Raw genomic sequence first — 16541 nt, 5'->3', positions numbered from 1 at the left:
CCGTGCCGTCCCGCCAGATTCACGATCGCTGCCCCGGAGTGCTGCGACCGTTCGCAGCCGACGACGGCGCCATCGTCCGGCTGCGACTTCCTGGGGGACGCACCGACACAACGGAATTGGTCGACATCTCCGCTCTCGCCGAGGAGTTCGGGGCACCCTTCGTCCAGCTGACGTCACGCGGCAACCTTCAACTCCGCGGCTTGCCCGAGCCGCTGCCGGAGCCCTTCGTCCGGACGGTGGAGCGACTGGGGTTGCTCCCCTCGGCCACCCACGAGCGCGTTCGCAACATTGTTGCCGACCCGTCGCCCGAACTAGACTGGCTGGTCAGCGAACTCGATGACCGACTGCAGCGGGACGACGCCCTCGCCACGCTTCCGGGACGGTGGCTCTTCGCACTCTCCGACGAGACGGGCCCTTCGCTGGACGCGCCGTACGACGTGGCGTTCCAACAGTTCTCGCCCACATCCGGTCGCCTCCTCGCCGGGCGACAGTCGCGCCCCTGCTCCCCCGCCGAGGCCGTGAGCGCTCTGCTCGGCGTGGCGAACCGCTTCCTCACCCTCCGTGACTCGGACGCCGTGTGGAACGTGCGTGACCTGCCTTCCGACTCACCGTTGTTCGTCGGCTTCGAGACCTTCGACAGTGCCCCGACCGTGTCTCGGCGCGCTGCCGGATCGGGGCCGATCGGCGCGAACGTCGTGGAGCTGACGGAACTCGGCGTACCGCTGGGCTTCCTCACGCCCACCCTCGTCGCAGCACTGGTCGCGACCCTCGGCTCGTCGGCACGGATCGTCGTGACGCCGCACCGGAGCCTCGTCCTACCCGCCGACACGTCGCCCGAGGCGATCGACGAACTGATCGGGGCCGGATTCCACTGCGCGACGGATCCGCGACGCCGCGTGACGGCCTGCATCGGCGCGCCCTTCTGCCGCCGCACCGACTCCCCCACCGTCGAAATCGCCCGCACAACCCCCGCCCCCGAGGCCGACGGACGCCTTCACATCGTGGGCTGCGAACGAGCCTGCGGCCGACCGACTTCCACCCACACCCTCGTCGTGGCGCCGCGCAGCGCCGACGACGTGGCCGACGCACGAGGTGACCGATGACGAGGCTCCCCACCCGCCGCTACCCTTACGAACGGGACGGGCAGGCGATCTACCGAGAGTCGTTCGCGACGATCCGCCGCGAGGCTGACCTGTCGGCCCTGCCTGCATCGCTGCACACGGCGGCCGTACGCATCATCCACGCGGCAGGAGACGTCGACATCGTCAGGGAGATCGAGGGAAGCCCCGACGTAGCCGACGCCGTCCATGACGCCCTCAGCGCAGGCGCGAGCATTCTCACCGACTCGTTCATGCTCGCGAACGGCGTGACGCGCCGACGCCTTCCGGCCGACAACGAGGTGCGCTGCACCTTGCGTGACCCGGCGGTGCCCGACCTCGCGCGCCAGTGGCGTACGACGCGCTCCGCGGCGGCTGTCTCGCTCTGGGAGCCATGGCTCGACGGCGCAGTGGTCGCGATCGGCAATGCTCCGACGGCGCTGTTCCACCTCCTCGAGGTCATCGCCGACGGCGGCCCGCGCCCCGCGGCGATCATCGGCATGCCGGTCGGTTTCGTCGGGTCAGCCGAATCCAAGATCGCGTTGAGCACCTTCGCACCCGAGGGCGGGCCGGTGCCGTGGCTCACGGTGCACGGACGTCGGGGCGGCTCGGCCATGGCTGCTGCCACGATCAACGCTCTCGCGACGCGGGACGAACTGGCATGAGCGCACCGGCACCAGCAGCTCTGCACGTCGTGGGGCTCGGGCCGGGTGATCCCGACCTCCTCACCCTCAAAGCGGCCCGCCTCGTGGAGTCGGCGGATGTCGTCGCCTACCACCGGGGCCCGAAGCGATCGAGCATCGCGCGTTCCATCGTTGCCGAACTCCTCGCCGAACGTGCGGTGCCCGCCGTCGAGGAGGAACTCGTCTACCCCGTGACGACCGGGGAGGCTGCCCATCCGCGCGGATATCACGGCGCTCTGGCGGACTTCTACCTGGACTGCGCCGCCCGGCTTGGTGCGCACCTGCGCGCGGGACGCACCGTCGTCCTCCTCGCGGAGGGTGACCCCTTCTTCTACGGCTCGTCGATGTACGTCCACGACCTGCTCGCCGAGGAGTTCGAGACGCATCGGGTTCCCGGCGTCACGTCCGTCTCCGGCGCGACGGCGGCCATCGGTTCAGGGTTGTGCCGTCACGAGGACGTGCTCACGGTTCTGCCGGGCACCTTGCCCGTGCCGGAACTCGCGCGTCGCCTCGCCGACACCGACGCCGCCGTCATCATGAAGCTCGGGCGCACGTTCGCCAATGTGCATGAGGCACTGCGTCAGGCGAACCTGCTCGAGCGTGCCGTGTACGTCGAGCGGGCCAGCCGCGACGGCGAACGGGTGCTGCCGGTCGCCGACGTCGATCCCGAGACCGTGCCGTACATGGCGCTCGTCGTCGTTCCCGGCCTCGACAGGCGGGCTGACGCTGCCGGCCGCGCGGAGGGATCCGCACCGGCTCCGTCAACCAGCCCGTCGGGCGCGGTAGGGACGGTTCACGTCGTCGGCCTCGGGCCCGGTCCCGACCGCTGGCTGAGCCCCGAAGCGACCGAGGTCCTGGGTCGAGTCGCCCACGTCATCGGGTACGCGCCGTACGTCGAGCGCGTGCCGCAGCGCCCCGGGCTGACGCGTCACGCGAGCGGCAACACCGTCGAAGTCGACCGAGGGGCCCTCGCGCTGCGCCTTGCCGCCGACGGCGAGGACGTCGCAGTGGTCTCGGGTGGCGACGCGGGCGTGTTCGGCATGGCGTCAGCGGTGTTCGAGGCGCGCGCGAACGCCGACGCCGGTCTGCGCCACGTCACCGTGCACGTCGTTCCTGGCATCACGGCAGCTCATGCCGCGTCGGCCCTCGCGGGCGCGGCCCTCGGTGCCGATCACGCGCTCATCTCGCTGTCGGACCGCCTCAAGCCGTGGGATGTCATCGACGCGCGACTGCGAGCCTGCGCCCAAGCCGATCTGGCCATGGCCTTCTACAACCCCCGATCGGCGAGCCGGCCGCACCAGTTCGGCGACGCGCTCACCGTCCTGCGCGAGGAGCTGCCCCACGACCGGGTGGTGGCCGTGGCTCGCCACGTCGGTCGCGACGCCGAGGAACTGCGCACGACGACGCTCGGCGAGTTGGATCCGGAGACGATCGACATGGGGTGCCTCGTCATCGTCGGCGCGAGTTCGACGCGGATGACCGAGGACGGCCGCGTCTGGACGCCGCGCTTCGTCAGCTGAGGTACCGCCTGATGGGCGCCGAGCGTCAGTCGCCGGTCGGACGCTCGCGACACGCGCTGTAGAGGTGCGACTCGACGAAGTTGTCGTTCGCGAGGGCAGGGCCGACGAGGATGACAGCGGCCTGACGCAGCGCGGCATCTGCCACCAGGGCAGGCATCGAGGTCAGCGTTCCGCGCAGGACGAGCTGCTCGGGCGTACTCACGCGGTACCCGACGACAACAGGGCATTCCGGGCCGTAGTGCTCCGCGAGTTCGACGCACAACCGGTCCGTGTGACGGATTGCCAGGTGCAGCGCGAGGGTCGCACCCGTGCGGGCGAAGTTCGCAAGCTCCTCCCCCGGCGGCATCTTCGTCGAATCGCGCTGGGCGCGGGTGAGGACGAGCGACTGCGTCACCTCAGGGGCCGTGAGCTCTCGTCCGATGACGGCGGCTGTGGCCGCGTAGGCGGGCACGCCCGGGCAGACCTCCCACGGCACCCCGAGAGCGTCGAGTCGTCGGGTCTGCTCGGCGAGAGCCGAGTAGATCGACGGGTCGCCCGAGCACAGCCGCGCGACGTCCGCTCCGCGGGCGTGAGCCTCGGCCATGAGGCGCGTGATGTCGTCGAGGTCGAGACGTTGCGTGTCGATACGTTCGGCGTCGGCGGGCAGGTGAGCGAGCACGGCCGCGTCGAGGTAGGTGCCGGCGAACAGGCACACCGACGAGCGCTCGAGCAGGTTCACGGCGCGCAGCGTGAGGAGATCGGCCGCTCCCGGACCGGCACCGATGAAGTGGACGGTCATGCGGACTCCTTCGACCTGGGGGGCCGCGTCAGGCACCACTGAACGACGCTACGGGCAGGCTTCCAGCCGTTGAAGCGCCCGAGAGGCTCGAGATGTTCGACGGCAAGGCGGGTGAGTGAGCCGCCGTGCGTGCGGTGTACCTCGTGAAGCAGCGCTTCGCTCTCTCTCGTCACGGCGTGGGCGACGAGACGACCACCGGGCCGCAACGCTGCAATCGCGGCGTCCAGGACGTCACGATCCAGTCCACCGCCGAGGAAGACGGCATCCGGTCGAGGCAGGTCGTCGTCGCGCACGGCGGCGCTCGTGCTGGTGACGTGGACGTCCACGCGGGAGGAGACGCCGAAGCGGGCGGCGTTCTGCGTCACCCGATCGGCACGGTCGGGATCGCGCTCGATGGCGACCGTGCGGGCCCGCGGGGCAGCGAGGCACCACTCGATCCCCACGGCCCCCGAGCCGGCGCCGAGGTCCCACAGGACCTGACCGGGCCACGGGCGCAGCCGGGCGAGGGCGGTGGCACGCACGTCTCGCTTCGTGATGAGTCCGTCGTGCTCGAAAGCGTCGTCGGCACGACCGGGGGCGGGCCCGAGGGCTTGTGGCTCGGCGTCGAGAACACCGACCTCGAGGCACACGACGACGAGGTCAGGGGTGCGTTCGTCACCCCACGCAGCGCAGGTGGTGCTGTGCGAGCCCTCGTTCTGGCCACCGAGGTGCCACCACGCGGTGAGCTGTGCAGTTCCGGCGCCTGCCTCCACGGCGAGGCGTGCAACCTCCGCGGGGCTGTCACCGTCCGAACAGAGCAGGACGAGACGGGCACCAGGGGTGACGAACGGAAGGAAACGGTCCGTGGAGCGGCCGACGAGGGTGACGACGTCGACGGACTCCGCCGACCACCCCATCCGAGCGCGGGCCAGCGCCTCCGACGAGAGCGCCGGGTGGACACGCACCGCCTCCCGACCAACTGCCTTGATCAGCGTCGTTCCGATGCCCGACAAAAACGGGTCTCCGGATGCGAGAACAACTGTGTGCCTGCCTGATTCGCCGACAAGCGACTGCAGGTTGTCGCGCAGCGGCGACGGCAGGGGTCGCCGTTCCTGCTGTCCCATCGACGGCAGCAGGTCGAGCTGACGTGGGCTTCCGATGACGGTGTCAGCCCGTTCCACGAGGTGTCGTGAGGCTTCAGAGAGACCACTCCACCCGTCGTCCCCGATGCCCACGACCTCGATCATGGCCGACACCCTACGACAACGCTGAGCACCGACGGCGGCCCTGAGGGACGCGAAACCTCGGATCGGCCCGGACACCACCACGGCGCGCGCGTCTGCCATGATGTCTCCCGGTTGCATGACGAGGAATACCGGTGAGAATCCGGAGCGGTCCCGCCACTGTGAGCTTCCCTTCGAAGCGAGCCAGGACGTCGTCATCACCTGCCACGTGCACGAGCCGTGGCATCTCGTACGGCAAGCGTGGTCACTTGCCAGGAGGATTCGTGATGTCCCGTTACCCCTTCACGGCCGTCGTCGGCGCAGACGACCTCGAACTGGCTCTCGTGCTGACGACAATCTCACCGGCCATCGGTGGTGTGCTCGTTCGCGGCGAGAAGGGCACGGCCAAGTCGACCATCGTGCGCGGGCTCGTCGACGTGCTCCCCCGGATCGACGTCGTCGCCGGATGCCGCTACAGCTGCGACCCGCGGACCCCGGAGCCGAACTGCCCCGACGGCCCTCACGACGCCGACGGTGACGCCACGAGTCGCCCGGTCCGTCTTGTCGAACTTCCCGTCGGCGCCGGCGACGACCGAGTCAGTGGCTCGCTCGATCTGGCCCGGGCCTTGGGCGCCGGCAGCGCCGAGTTCCGCCCCGGCCTGCTCGCCGAGGCCAACCGTGGGTTGCTCTACGTCGACGAGGTCAACCTCCTGCACGACCACCTCGTCGACCTCCTGCTCGACGCGTCCGCGATGGGCAGCAACACCGTCGAGCGTGACGGCATGTCGGTGACGCACGCAGCCCGTTTCGTCCTCGTCGGCACGATGAACCCCGAGGAGGGCGAACTCCGCCCCCAGCTGCTCGACCGCTTCGGCCTCTCCGTCGACGTCGCAGCCTCGCGTGACCCCGAGGTCCGCGCCGAAGTCGTCACGCGTCGCCTCGCCTTCGACGCGAACCCCGATGCGTTCCTCGAACGATTCGCGGGCCATCAGGCTCGCCTGCGAGAGCGCATCGCCGCGGCCCAGGAGCGTGTCGGAGGGGTTGTCCTTTCCCCGTGGGCGCTGCGCACCATCGCCCGCGTGTGTGCCGGCTTCGACGTCGACGGGATGCGTGCCGATATCGTCATCGCGCGAACGGCCAGTGCGCACGCCGCGTGGCGTGGCGCCGACGCCGTCGAGCGTGAGGACATCCGCGCAGCGGCCGTCCTTGCGCTCGCACACCGCCGACGCCGCGGCCCCTTCGACCCGCCCGGCCTGGACGAAGACCTTCTCGATCGGCTGCTCGACGAGGAACCGCCCCCGCCGCCCGAGGGCGGCGACGATCCCGGCGACGAGCCGCAGGAGCCCGACGACGAGGAGCCGTCCAACTCCGAGGCCGCCGACGGGAGCGAAGCGACTGACGGGCCAAGCGCCGATTCTCCTCAATCGCCGCCTGCCCAGGACGACAGCCCGCGTGACGAGCAGTCACCCACGTCCTCGCACGACACGCACGCCGAGACAGAGGCGGATCAGAGCCCTGCCGATACACAGGACGAACCGCAGAACGCGGCCGCACCCGTCGCGACGGCATCGGTCGGCGCCCCCTACCGCCCACAGCGCTTCGAACTGTCGAGCATCGGTCGAGGTGAGGCCGGACGACGCAGCCGCGCCGAAACGACGACGGGCCGCGTCGTCGGTGTACGCCCCGATCGTGAGGGCAAGGTCCACCTCCTCGCGACGGTCCGCGAAGCGGCCGTGCGGCAAGTAGCACGGAAGGCCGAGCCCGGCTCGGGGCTCCTCGTCGAACCGGCGGACCTGCGCCATGCGCGGATCATGGGCCGTGAATCCAACCTCGTCCTCTTCTGCGTGGATGCCTCGGGCTCGATGGCCGCACGCAAGCGGATGAGCGAGGTCAAGACCGCCGTGCTCTCGCTCTTGCTCGACGCCTACGAGCGTCGCGACAAGGTTGGCCTCGTGACGTTCGCCGGCGACGGTGCCCGCCTCGTCCTGCCGCCGACCTCCTCCGTCGACCGAGCCGCGACCCTGCTCGCCGACGTTCCGCACGGCGGGCGCACCCCTGTCGCGGAGGGCCTGCTCGAAGCGGCGGACGTGCTGCGCATCGAGCGGCTGCGCGACCCGAACCGACGTCCCCTGCTCGTGCTCGTCACCGACGGCCGCGCGACGAGCGGCGAGCGCGCCCTCGAGCGAGCCTTCGACGTGGCCGATAGGTGGCACTCCCTCGACGTCGAGACGATCGTCGTCGACTGCGAATCGGGACGCTTCCGACTCGGCCTCGCGGGGCAGCTCGCCCAGCGGATGCTGGCCCGTCACGTACCCCTCGAGCAGGTCTCGGCCACCGGCCTCATCGACGCCATCGCTCCCGCGGCGACGCCGCGCACCTCGAACGGGAAGGCAGCCTGATGCCCCAGGGACAGACCCCCAGCACTCCGGACGACGGCCTCACGACCCGTCAGCGCCGCAACCGCCCCCTCGTCGTCGTCCACCACGGCGCGGGCAAGGGCAAGTCGACGGCCGCCTTCGGGCTCGCGCTGCGCGCCTGGAACCAGGGCTGGTCGATCGGCGTCTTCCAATTCGTGAAGTCCGCCAAGTGGCGCATCGGTGAGCAGGCCGCGCTCGAAGCGCTCGGTGAAGTCCACACGAGCACGGGCCAGGGTGGCCCGGTCGAGTGGCACAAGATGGGCTCCGGCTGGTCGTGGTCGCGCCGCGCCGGCTCCGAGGAGGACCACGCTGCCGATGCGCTCGAGGGGTGGCGCGAGATCCAGCGACGACTGGCCGCCGATACACACGGCTTCTACGTCCTCGACGAATTCACCTACCCCATCAAGTGGGGTTGGATCGACCCGCACGAGGTGGCCGAGACCCTGTCCTCGCGCCCCGGCCACCAGCACGTCGTCATCACCGGACGTGACCCGCACCCCGCGCTCATCGAGGTCGCCGATCTCGTGACGGAGATGACGAAGGTGAAGCACCCGTTCGATTCCGGCCAGAAGGGCCAGCGGGGCATCGAATGGTGAGTGGATCAGGGGCGCGCGACTCACACGTGCTCCCTCGCGTCGTCCTCGCTGCGCCCTCGTCGGGGCAGGGCAAGACGACGGTCAGCGTCGGTGTCATGGCCGCGCTGGCCGCGCGCGGGTTGAATGTGGCGCCGGCCAAGGTCGGCCCGGACTTCATCGACCCCGGCTACCACGCGCTCGCCACGGGGCGCGTCGGGCGCAACCTCGATCCGTGGATGCAGGGTGAGGAACGCATCGCGCCGCTTCTGCTCGCCGGGGCCCACCAGCCGGACCCTGCGGACGTTGCCGTCATCGAAGGTGTCATGGGCCTTTTCGACGGTCGACTCGGCACGGACGGTTTCGCCTCGACGGCTCACGTCGCTCGGCTCACACAGTCGCCTGTCGTCCTCGTCGTCGACATCTCCTCGGCGAGCCGGAGCGTTGCGGCTGTCGTTCACGGGCTGCGCTCGTTCGACCCGCGCCTCGACGTCGCGGGCGTCATCCTCAACAAGGCCGGGTCGCCGCGGCACGCCGACGAAGTGCGCCGGGCCTGCGCCGAGGCCGACATCCGTGTGCTCGGTTCCATGCCGCGCGACGCAGGCGTCAGCGTTCCGTCCCGCCATCTCGGACTCGTGCCCGCCGAGGAGAGCGCGGACGCCCGCGCCACGCTCGACCACCTCGCGCGTGCCACCGCAGAGCACATTGACCTCGATGCGCTGCTCGAGGTGGCCCGCGCCGCGGCGCCGCTTGAGGCGACACCGTGGACGCCACCCGCGCGTCAGCTCGCGCCCGGTGACGAACGACCCAGGGTGGCCGTCGCCGGCGGCCGCGCCTTCACATTCCGCTACGCCGAGACCGACGAGCTGCTGCGCGCCCAGGGCCTCGAACCCGTCGTCTTCGATCCCGTGACGGACGAGGCTCTGCCCGAGGGCACGCGTGGCCTCTACCTCGGCGGCGGCTTCCCGGAGGTACACGCTGCGGCGCTCGCGAAGAACCGATCGCTGCTCAATCACGTTGCCGCGGCTGTCCGCGCGGGGGTACCGACCGTCGCTGAGTGCGCGGGCATGCTCTACCTCCTCGCCGAGGTCGACGGACACCGCTTCGCCGACGTCATCGACGCGCGCGCGACGATGAGCCCGCGCCTCACCCTCGGCTACCGCGAGGCGATCGACCCAGCCTTCCCGGACAACCCGCCCGTGCGCGGCCACGAGTTCCACCGCACCGTCACCGAGCCCCGTACGGGCGGGCAGCCCGCCTGGGAGTTCGACGGTGCTGCCGAGGGATTCGCGCTCGACCCCGCGGGCGCCGGGCACCCCACCGTTCACGCGTCCTACCTCCACACGCACTGGGCCGGAGCGCCGGAGCGGGCCGTCACGTTCGCGGACGCCGTTCACGCCGGCCCGCAGGCTCCGTCTGCGCCCGGCGCCCACGGACGAAGCTTCTTCTCCGGGGAAACGCCGGTCGGCAACCCCACGCTCTTCCACGGCGACGACGAGCTGGACGAGGCACTGATCGACTTCGCCGTCAACGTCCGCGCCGCGCAGCCACCCGCCGACCTCACGCGGCACCTCGCCTCCAATCTCTCCGGCCTCGCGGCGTACCCCCGTGCCGATGCCGCCCGGGACGCCGTCGCAGCGCGTCACGGGGTCGCGCCGCATCAGGTGCTGCTGACGAACGGTGCGGCGGAGGCCTTCACCCTCATCTCGCGCGGTCTCGAGTTCGACACGCCCCTCGTGGTTCACCCCCAGTTCAGCGAGCCCGACGCCGCCCTGAAGCGCGCAGGCCATCGGCCGAGACCTCACATCGTGCGAACGTGGCTCGGCGAGAGCCTCGACAGCGTTCCGGATGACGCCGACCTCGTCGTCGTCGGGAACCCGACGAACCCCACGGGTGCGCTTCACTCCCGGGCCGAGCTTCTCGCCCTGCGCCGACCGGGCCGGATCCTCGTCGTCGACGAGGCGTTCATGGACCTCGTGCCCGGCGAGCACGCCTCGCTCGTCAACGGACCCGTCGACGACGTCGAGGGCCTGCTTGTCGTCCGCTCGCTGACGAAGACCTGGTCGATCGCCGGCCTGCGCGCCGGCTACCTCGTCGGCGACACCGAGCTCGTCGCCCTGTGTTCTCACGCCCAACCGCACTGGTCGGTCAACACGCTCGCGGCCGAGGCCGCGATCTTCACGACCTCACCAAGCGCCCTGCGCCAGGTGGCTGAGTGGGCTGTCGAGACCGAGCAGTGGCGCGAACACCTCGTCGACCGACTACGCGCGCTCGGTCTGGACCCCTTGCCGTCCCGCGCACCGTTCGTCACGGTCGAGGTGGGAACGGGCGTCCACGCACGACTGCGAGAGGAGGGCTTCGCCACACGGCGTTGCGAGACCTTTCCCGGCCTCGGGCCCGAATGGATCCGACTCGCTGTGCGTGACCCGCTGACGACGGACGCCCTCCTCGCCGCCCTCGGGCGAGTCCTCCAGCGAACCGGCGAGGCGGACCCGAGGGAGCCCAGGTCATGAAGCAAGCTCTTGTCCATCGCACCGACGAGCGCGTCGGGGTTGTCGTCGCCGACCTCGCAGAACGGGGCTTTCGGGTCGACGTTCCCGCGCAGGAACGGTCCGCCGTCACGGAGGATCTGGCTGCGCGGGGCCAGCTCACCCATGTCGAGGAGCCGGACCCCTTCGCGTATGCCCTGGTCGTCGACGCGTCCGCGCACCTGAAGGGTGTTGCGCCCGACGCCCGAAGTTCGGGCAGTTCCGCGCGGAAGGCAACGGGGGCGGTGGTCCTCGTCGGAGGCGGCCCAGGCGACCCCGGGCTGCTCACCGTGGCTGGGCTCGAGGCCGTCAAGCAGGCCGACGTCGTCGTCTACGACCGGCTCGCGCCCTTGGCCTCACTCGCGCAAGCGCGGCCGGACGCCGAACTCGTCAACGTCGGCAAGATCCCGCGCGGGGAATTCACGCCGCAGGAGACGATCAACGCCCTCCTCGTCGAGCGCGCCCGCGAAGGCAAGCACGTCGTCCGCCTCAAGGGCGGCGACAACTTCGTCTTCGGCCGCGGCGGCGAGGAGTGGCTCGCCTGCGCCGACGCCGGCGTCCCGGTGACGCTCGTCCCCGGCGTGACCTCCGCGGTCGCGGTTCCGGCGCTCGCAGGCATCCCGCTCACCCATCGCAGCCTCACGCAGGGCTTCAGCGTCGTCAGCGGCCACGTGCCGCCCGGCGACCCGCGCTGCACCGTCGACTGGCGCTCACTCGCCACCGGCGGGCTGACGATCGTCGTGCTCATGGGCGTGGCCAACCTGCGAGCGATCGCCGGCGAGCTCCAACGCCACGGCCTGGCACCAACCACGCCGGCGGCCTGCATCGCCGACGGTGCGACACCGACGCAACGACACGTCGTCACACCGCTCGCCGACCTTGCCGACGCCGTGGCGCGAGGCGGGCTCGAGCCGCCGGCCATCACGGTGATCGGCGATGTTGTCACGGCTTTGGGAGGCGCTGATGGCTAGCCTCCTCGCGGGTTTGCGACTGGCCATGGGCACCCTGAGCGTCGTTCCGGTCGGGGAGGTCGACACCTCCCGTTCCACAGCACGCGTCGCCATGACGCTCGCACCGGTGGCGGCTCTCCCGGTGGCGGTGGGCGTCGGCCTCACGGTGTGGGCCGCCGATCTCGCGCAACTCAGTCCGCTCGTCGTCGGGTTCCTCGCTGTGGCTGTCTCCGCTTTGCTCACCCGCTGCATGCACCTCGACGGACTCGCCGACACTGCCGACGGTCTCGGCGCCGGATGGAATCGCGAGCGGGCGCTCGCCGTCATGAAGCGAGGCGACATCGGCCCCATGGGCGCGGTCGCCCTCGTCGTGGTGCTGGGTCTGGAAGCGGCCGGGGTGGCGGCCCTCGTCGATCACCCCCTCCTCGTCTCAGCCGCGTGGTGCGCCGGCCGGGCCGCCTGTCCCGCCCTGGCAGCCGGCCCATCCCCCGCGACAACCGGAGGAATGGGCGCCCTCATGACGCGCACCGTCTCCCCCACGATCGCCGCGCTTGTCGTCGCGCTCGTCGGCCTCGCTCTGGCTGGGGTCGCGGCTCTGTCCGGCCTGCAGCCGATCGGAGCGTGCGTCGCGGCCGCCGTCGCCGTCGTCGTGGTGTGCGCTCTGGTCCTCGTGTGTCGTCGCAGCTTCGGTGGTATCACCGGCGACGTGTTCGGCGCCGCCGTCGAACTCGCCACCGCGGCCCTCCTCGTCGTGCTCGCTTCCGGAGCGTGGCGATGAAGACCCTCGTCACGGGAGGCGTTCGCTCGGGCAAGTCGACCTACGCCGAGGGCCTCCTCGCCGACGCAACGTACGTGGCCACCGGCGCACCCCGCGACGACGCCGACTGGCAGGAGCGGGTACGGCTCCACCAGGAGCGGCGGCCGGCTTCGTGGCGGACGCTCGAAACCCTCGACGTTGCGGCAGCCCTCACCGCGACAACCGGCCCGATCTTGCTCGATGACGTCGGCAACTGGCTCTCGCGCACGCTCGACGCCCTCGAAGCCTGGAACGACGAGAACCCGCGGCGCGGATGGCAGACGGCGTACCGCGACGCGAGTGAGTCTCTCGTCGGCGCCATCGCGAACTACGAGGACGACCTCGTCATCGTGACGAGCGAAGTCGGCTTCGGCCTCGTCTCTCCGTACGCCTCCGGCCGACTGTTCACCGACGAACTCGGCCGGCTCAACCAACGCATCGCCACTGCCTGTGACGAGGTCGTCCTCGTGGTCGCGGGCTGCCCCCTCGTCATCAAGGACGCACACCGATGAACGCACGCGCGCTCGGACTTCTCCTCGGTTACGGTGCCGACCGCCTGCTCGGCGACCCACAGCGTGGCCACCCTGTGGCGGGCTTCGGGACGTGGGCTCTGGCGTGTGAGCGGCAGCTCTACGCACCCAGCCGGACGCGCGGCACCTGCTTCGTCGTCGTGACGACGGCCCCGTGGGTGGGGCTGGCGGTGCTCGCGACGCACGGCCCCGCCTCGCGCACGCTCGTCACCGCCGCGGTCACATGGGCCGCCCTCGGAGGCCGCAGTCTCGAGCGCGAGGCACTCGCGGTGCACGAGTTGCTCTTCGAGGGCGAACTCGAAGGCGCCCGCCAGCGGATCCGGTCACTCGTGGGCCGGGACAGGAGCGCGCTGGAGGCCCCCGACGTCGCCCGCGCCGTCGTCGAATCGCTCGCCGAGAACCAGTCCGACGCCGTGGCAGCCACGCTCGTCTGGGGTGCTCTCGCGGGCGCTCCTGGGATCGTGCTCCACCGCTGCGTCAACACCCTCGACGCGATGGTCGGACACCGGTCCGAGCGCTACGCGGACTTCGGCTGGGCCGCCGCCCGCCTCGACGACGTCCTCAACTGGACGCCGGCGCGGGTCAGCTTGCTCGCAACGGCTGCCGTCGTAGGTGCGACCGACGGCACGAGTGCGGCGCGGCGCGTGCTCACCGGCGCCTCCCGCGACGGCGCACGGCACCCCAGCCCCAACGCCGGCCCCGTGGAAGCGGCTGCGGGGTACGCCCTCGGTGTGCAGCTCGGGGGGCTCACCACCTATGGCGACCGCGTGGAAGACCGCGGTCAGCTGGGCGACGGCCGTCCCGTGTCCGTCCGTGATATCCGGCGCGCGGCAACGCTGACGCGACAGGTCGGCCTCGTCGTCCTCGGGGCCGCAGTGACCGCGACCGCCATGGGTGGACGGCTTCGACGCCGGTAGACCCTCGGGCACGAGCAAGCTAGCCCTGGTCGTTCACCCACCGCACGACCGCTGCTGCGTCGTCGAGTTCGCGCATTCCGGCCGGTGATGGGGGTCGCCTGACGACGACGACCCGAACGCCCAGCTCCCGCGCGGCCGTCAGCTTGGCCTCGGTGTACCGGCCGCCAGAATCCTTGGTCAACAGGACGTCGATGCCGTGCTCGCGCATGAGGGCGCGTTCGCCCTCGACGTCGTACGGCCCACGGTCGAGCACGACCGTCCACCGGGGCGGGGGCGCTGCGAGCGGTTCGACGACCCGCACGAGGACGTCGCGATCCGCCCATGGCGCGAAGTGAGTGAGCGTCTGACGCCCCGTCGTGAGGAACGGACGTTCGCCCAAGCCTTCTGCCGCGGTGCGGGCGGCGGCGTAGCCGTCCGCCCACGTCCACGTTCCGGCATCAGGGTGCCCCTCCCACCCCGGTCGGGCGAACCTGACAACGGGCACCGCGACCGGAGCGGCAGCCTCGCGAGCGTTCTCCGCCATCCGTGTTGCGAACGGATGTGTGGCCACGACCAGGTGGGTGAACCCGCCGTCGCGCAGGAAGGCCGCCAGCCCGTCAGCTCCGCCGAAACCGCCGATCCGCACCGGGCCCACGGGCAACCGTGGCCGTGACACCCGGCCCGCAAGCGAGGAGAGCACGCCCACACCTGCCTCGGTGAGCGAGGACGCCAGGTCGCGCGCTTCGGCCGTGCCCCCGAGCACGAGCACCTTCGGTTCGTTCACCCCGCAACCCTACGACCCCACGGGCATGCGGAAGGCCCCGCCCGACCGTGAGGTCGAACGGGGCCTTCTCGGATGATCCGTGGTGACGCGACTGCGCGTCACCGGTGGGATCAGTTGCCCGTGAGCTTCTCGCGCAGAGCGGCGAGAGCCTCGTCGGAAGCCAGCGTGCCCTCGGCCGGCGTCGAGCTCGAGGACGAGCTGGACGAGGAGGACGACGAAGACGTCGAGGACGAGGAGGAAGCGCTGGAGCTGTAGGACGTCGGGGCCGTCTCGCCGGAGGCAGCAGCCTCGGCGTCGTCCTTGCGCGCCTGCTCGATCTGAGCCTGGTGAGCCTCCCAGCGAGCGTGGGCGTCCGCGTACTGCTTCTCCCACTTCTCGCGCTGAGCCTCGTAGCCCTCGAGCCACTCGTTGGTCTCCGGGTCGAAGCCCTCGGGGTACTTGTAGTTACCCTGCTCGTCGTACTCGGCAGCCATGCCGTACAGCGTCGGGTCGAACTCGGCAGCCGCGGCGCCGTCCTCGTTGGCCTGCTTGAGGGACAGCGAGATGCGACGACGCTCGAGGTCGATGTCGATCACCTTGACGAAGATGTCGGAACCGACCGTAACGACCTGCTCCGGCAGCTCCACGTGACGCTCAGCGAGCTCGGAGATGTGGACGAGGCCCTCGATGCCGTCCTCGACGCGAACGAACGCGCCGAACGGAACGAGCTTCGTGACCTTGCCCGGCACGACCTGGCCGATGGCGTGCGTGCGAGCGAAGTGCTGCCACGGGTCTTCCTGCGTCGCCTTGAGCGAGAGGGAGACGCGCTCGCGGTCCATGTCGACGTCGAGAACCTCGACGGTGACTTCCTGACCGACCTCGACGACCTCGGACGGGTGGTCAATGTGCTTCCAGGACAGCTCGGAGACGTGAACGAGACCGTCGACGCCACCGAGGTCGACGAACGCACCGAAGTTGACGATGGACGAGACGACGCCGGAGCGCACCTGGCCCTTCTGCAGCTCCTTGAGGAACGTGGTGCGGACCTCGGACTGGGTCTGCTCGAGCCACGCGCGACGCGACAGAACGACGTTGTTGCGGTTCTTGTCGAGCTCGATGATCTTGGCCTCGATCTCCTTGCCGACGTACGGCTGGAGGTCGCGGACGCGACGCATCTCCACGAGCGAAGCCGGGAGGAAGCCGCGCAGGCCGATGTCGAGGATGAGACCACCCTTGACGACCTCAATGACCGTACCGGTGACGACGCCGTCGTCTTCCTTGATCTTCTCGATCGTGCCCCAGGCGCGCTCGTACTGCGCACGCTTCTTGGACAGGATGAGGCGGCCTTCCTTGTCCTCCTTCTGGAGAACGAGGGCTTCGACCTCGTCACCGACGTTGACGACCTCACCGGGGTCGACGTCGTGCTTGATCGAGAGCTCGCGCGAGGGGATGACACCCTCGGTCTTGTAACCGATGTCGAGGAGAACCTCGTCGCGGTCAACCTTGACGATGACACCTTCGACGATGTCACCGTCGTTGAAGTGCTTGATCGTCGCGTCGATGGCGGCGAGCAGCTCTTCCTCCGAACCGATGTCGTTGACAGCGATCTGGGAGGTCGTAGTGGAAGTCATGTGTAAGAAGTAACTTTCGGTGGGCAATTCGGGAGGACGCACAGCCGGGAGGCGCACGCCCTGAGCGGACAGGACAAGCTAGGTATCGCACTCGAATTCACGGTGCACGGCTGCAGAATGCACCCGCGCGTTGTGATTCTCGAGCGTCTCGCCTTCGGTCACCTGGTCGTTCCCACTG

Annotated in this window: 14 protein-coding genes and 1 riboswitch; of the genes, 10 read left to right on the top strand and 4 right to left on the bottom strand. The window is 70.4% G+C overall.

The features are described 5' to 3' along the window. Positions 1-2 precede the first annotated feature (2 nt). Genes EVU97_RS02980 through cobJ form a run of 3 tightly spaced genes read left to right on the top strand, consistent with a single transcriptional unit; the run spans position 3 to position 3300 of the window. Positions 3-1103 (top strand): cobalamin biosynthesis protein CobG, encoded by a 1101-nt coding sequence (locus EVU97_RS02980; RefSeq protein WP_240730109.1) that lies wholly within the window; start codon positions 3-5, stop codon positions 1101-1103. Then, positions 1100-1762: a precorrin-8X methylmutase gene (locus EVU97_RS02975; protein WP_129663421.1), complete on the top strand. Its 663-nt coding sequence runs from the start codon at positions 1100-1102 to the stop codon at positions 1760-1762. Before EVU97_RS02980 ends, EVU97_RS02975 begins: the two co-directional genes overlap by 4 nt. Continuing rightward, complete coding sequence (gene cobJ, locus EVU97_RS02970) at positions 1759-3300, top strand: precorrin-3B C(17)-methyltransferase (RefSeq protein ID WP_129663419.1); 1542 nt, start codon at positions 1759-1761, stop codon at positions 3298-3300. The genes EVU97_RS02975 and cobJ overlap by 4 nt, the downstream gene beginning before the upstream one ends. Positions 3301-3325: 25 nt before the next feature. Here the strand turns inward: cobJ and EVU97_RS02965 are convergent, their stop codons facing one another. Both EVU97_RS02965 and cbiE read right to left on the bottom strand, forming a co-directional pair. Then, a complete protein-coding gene (locus tag EVU97_RS02965; protein ID WP_129663417.1) occupies positions 3326-4078 on the bottom strand; it encodes a cobalt-precorrin-4/precorrin-4 C(11)-methyltransferase in 753 nt (250 codons plus the stop codon). Continuing rightward, complete coding sequence (cbiE, locus tag EVU97_RS02960; protein WP_205744851.1) at positions 4075-5304, bottom strand: precorrin-6y C5,15-methyltransferase (decarboxylating) subunit CbiE; 1230 nt, start codon at positions 5302-5304, stop codon at positions 4075-4077. Before cbiE ends, EVU97_RS02965 begins: the two co-directional genes overlap by 4 nt. 81 nt (positions 5305-5385) lie before the next feature. After that, positions 5386-5512, top strand: a riboswitch (cobalamin riboswitch). A gap of 55 nt (positions 5513-5567) precedes the next feature. Here cbiE and EVU97_RS02955 point away from each other — a divergent pair. Genes EVU97_RS02955 through cbiB form a run of 7 tightly spaced genes read left to right on the top strand, consistent with a single transcriptional unit; the run spans position 5568 to position 13990 of the window. Continuing rightward, on the top strand, positions 5568-7679 hold the full coding sequence (locus EVU97_RS02955; protein ID WP_129663413.1) for a VWA domain-containing protein: 2112 nt from the start codon (positions 5568-5570) through the stop codon (positions 7677-7679). Further along, on the top strand, positions 7679-8293 hold the full coding sequence (gene cobO, locus EVU97_RS02950) for a cob(I)yrinic acid a,c-diamide adenosyltransferase (RefSeq protein WP_129663412.1): 615 nt from the start codon (positions 7679-7681) through the stop codon (positions 8291-8293). The genes EVU97_RS02955 and cobO overlap by 1 nt, the downstream gene beginning before the upstream one ends. Before the next feature lie 26 nt (positions 8294-8319). Then, a complete protein-coding gene (locus EVU97_RS02945) occupies positions 8320-10782 on the top strand; it encodes a cobyrinate a,c-diamide synthase (RefSeq protein WP_240730108.1) in 2463 nt (820 codons plus the stop codon). Next, a complete protein-coding gene (cobA, locus tag EVU97_RS02940; protein WP_129663408.1) occupies positions 10779-11768 on the top strand; it encodes a uroporphyrinogen-III C-methyltransferase in 990 nt (329 codons plus the stop codon). Before EVU97_RS02945 ends, cobA begins: the two co-directional genes overlap by 4 nt. Then, positions 11761-12525 (top strand): adenosylcobinamide-GDP ribazoletransferase, encoded by a 765-nt coding sequence (locus tag EVU97_RS02935; RefSeq protein WP_240730107.1) that lies wholly within the window; start codon positions 11761-11763, stop codon positions 12523-12525. The genes cobA and EVU97_RS02935 overlap by 8 nt, the downstream gene beginning before the upstream one ends. Beyond that, positions 12522-13055, top strand: coding sequence for a bifunctional adenosylcobinamide kinase/adenosylcobinamide-phosphate guanylyltransferase (locus EVU97_RS02930; RefSeq protein ID WP_129663837.1), 534 nt, complete (start codon positions 12522-12524; stop codon positions 13053-13055). Before EVU97_RS02935 ends, EVU97_RS02930 begins: the two co-directional genes overlap by 4 nt. Further along, the gene (cbiB, locus tag EVU97_RS02925; protein WP_129663406.1) at positions 13052-13990 is read left to right on the top strand and encodes an adenosylcobinamide-phosphate synthase CbiB; all 939 of its coding nucleotides are present in this window, start codon (positions 13052-13054) and stop codon (positions 13988-13990) included. Before EVU97_RS02930 ends, cbiB begins: the two co-directional genes overlap by 4 nt. 19 nt (positions 13991-14009) lie before the next feature. On the opposite strand, the gene EVU97_RS02920 is transcribed toward cbiB, so the two are convergent. Continuing rightward, on the bottom strand, positions 14010-14753 hold the full coding sequence (locus EVU97_RS02920) for a cobalt-precorrin-6A reductase (RefSeq protein WP_129663403.1): 744 nt from the start codon (positions 14751-14753) through the stop codon (positions 14010-14012). A 110-nt stretch (positions 14754-14863) separates the two neighbouring features. After that, on the bottom strand, positions 14864-16363 hold the full coding sequence (rpsA, locus tag EVU97_RS02915; protein WP_047312744.1) for a 30S ribosomal protein S1: 1500 nt from the start codon (positions 16361-16363) through the stop codon (positions 14864-14866). Positions 16364-16541 lie beyond the last annotated feature (178 nt).

The organism is Dermacoccus sp. 147Ba (assembly GCF_004151355.1).
Taxonomy (GTDB): Bacteria; Actinomycetota; Actinomycetes; order Actinomycetales; family Dermatophilaceae; genus Dermacoccus; species Dermacoccus abyssi.
The sequence above is the reverse complement of the archived record's forward strand: the minus strand, read 5'-3'. Positions and strand labels throughout refer to the sequence as shown.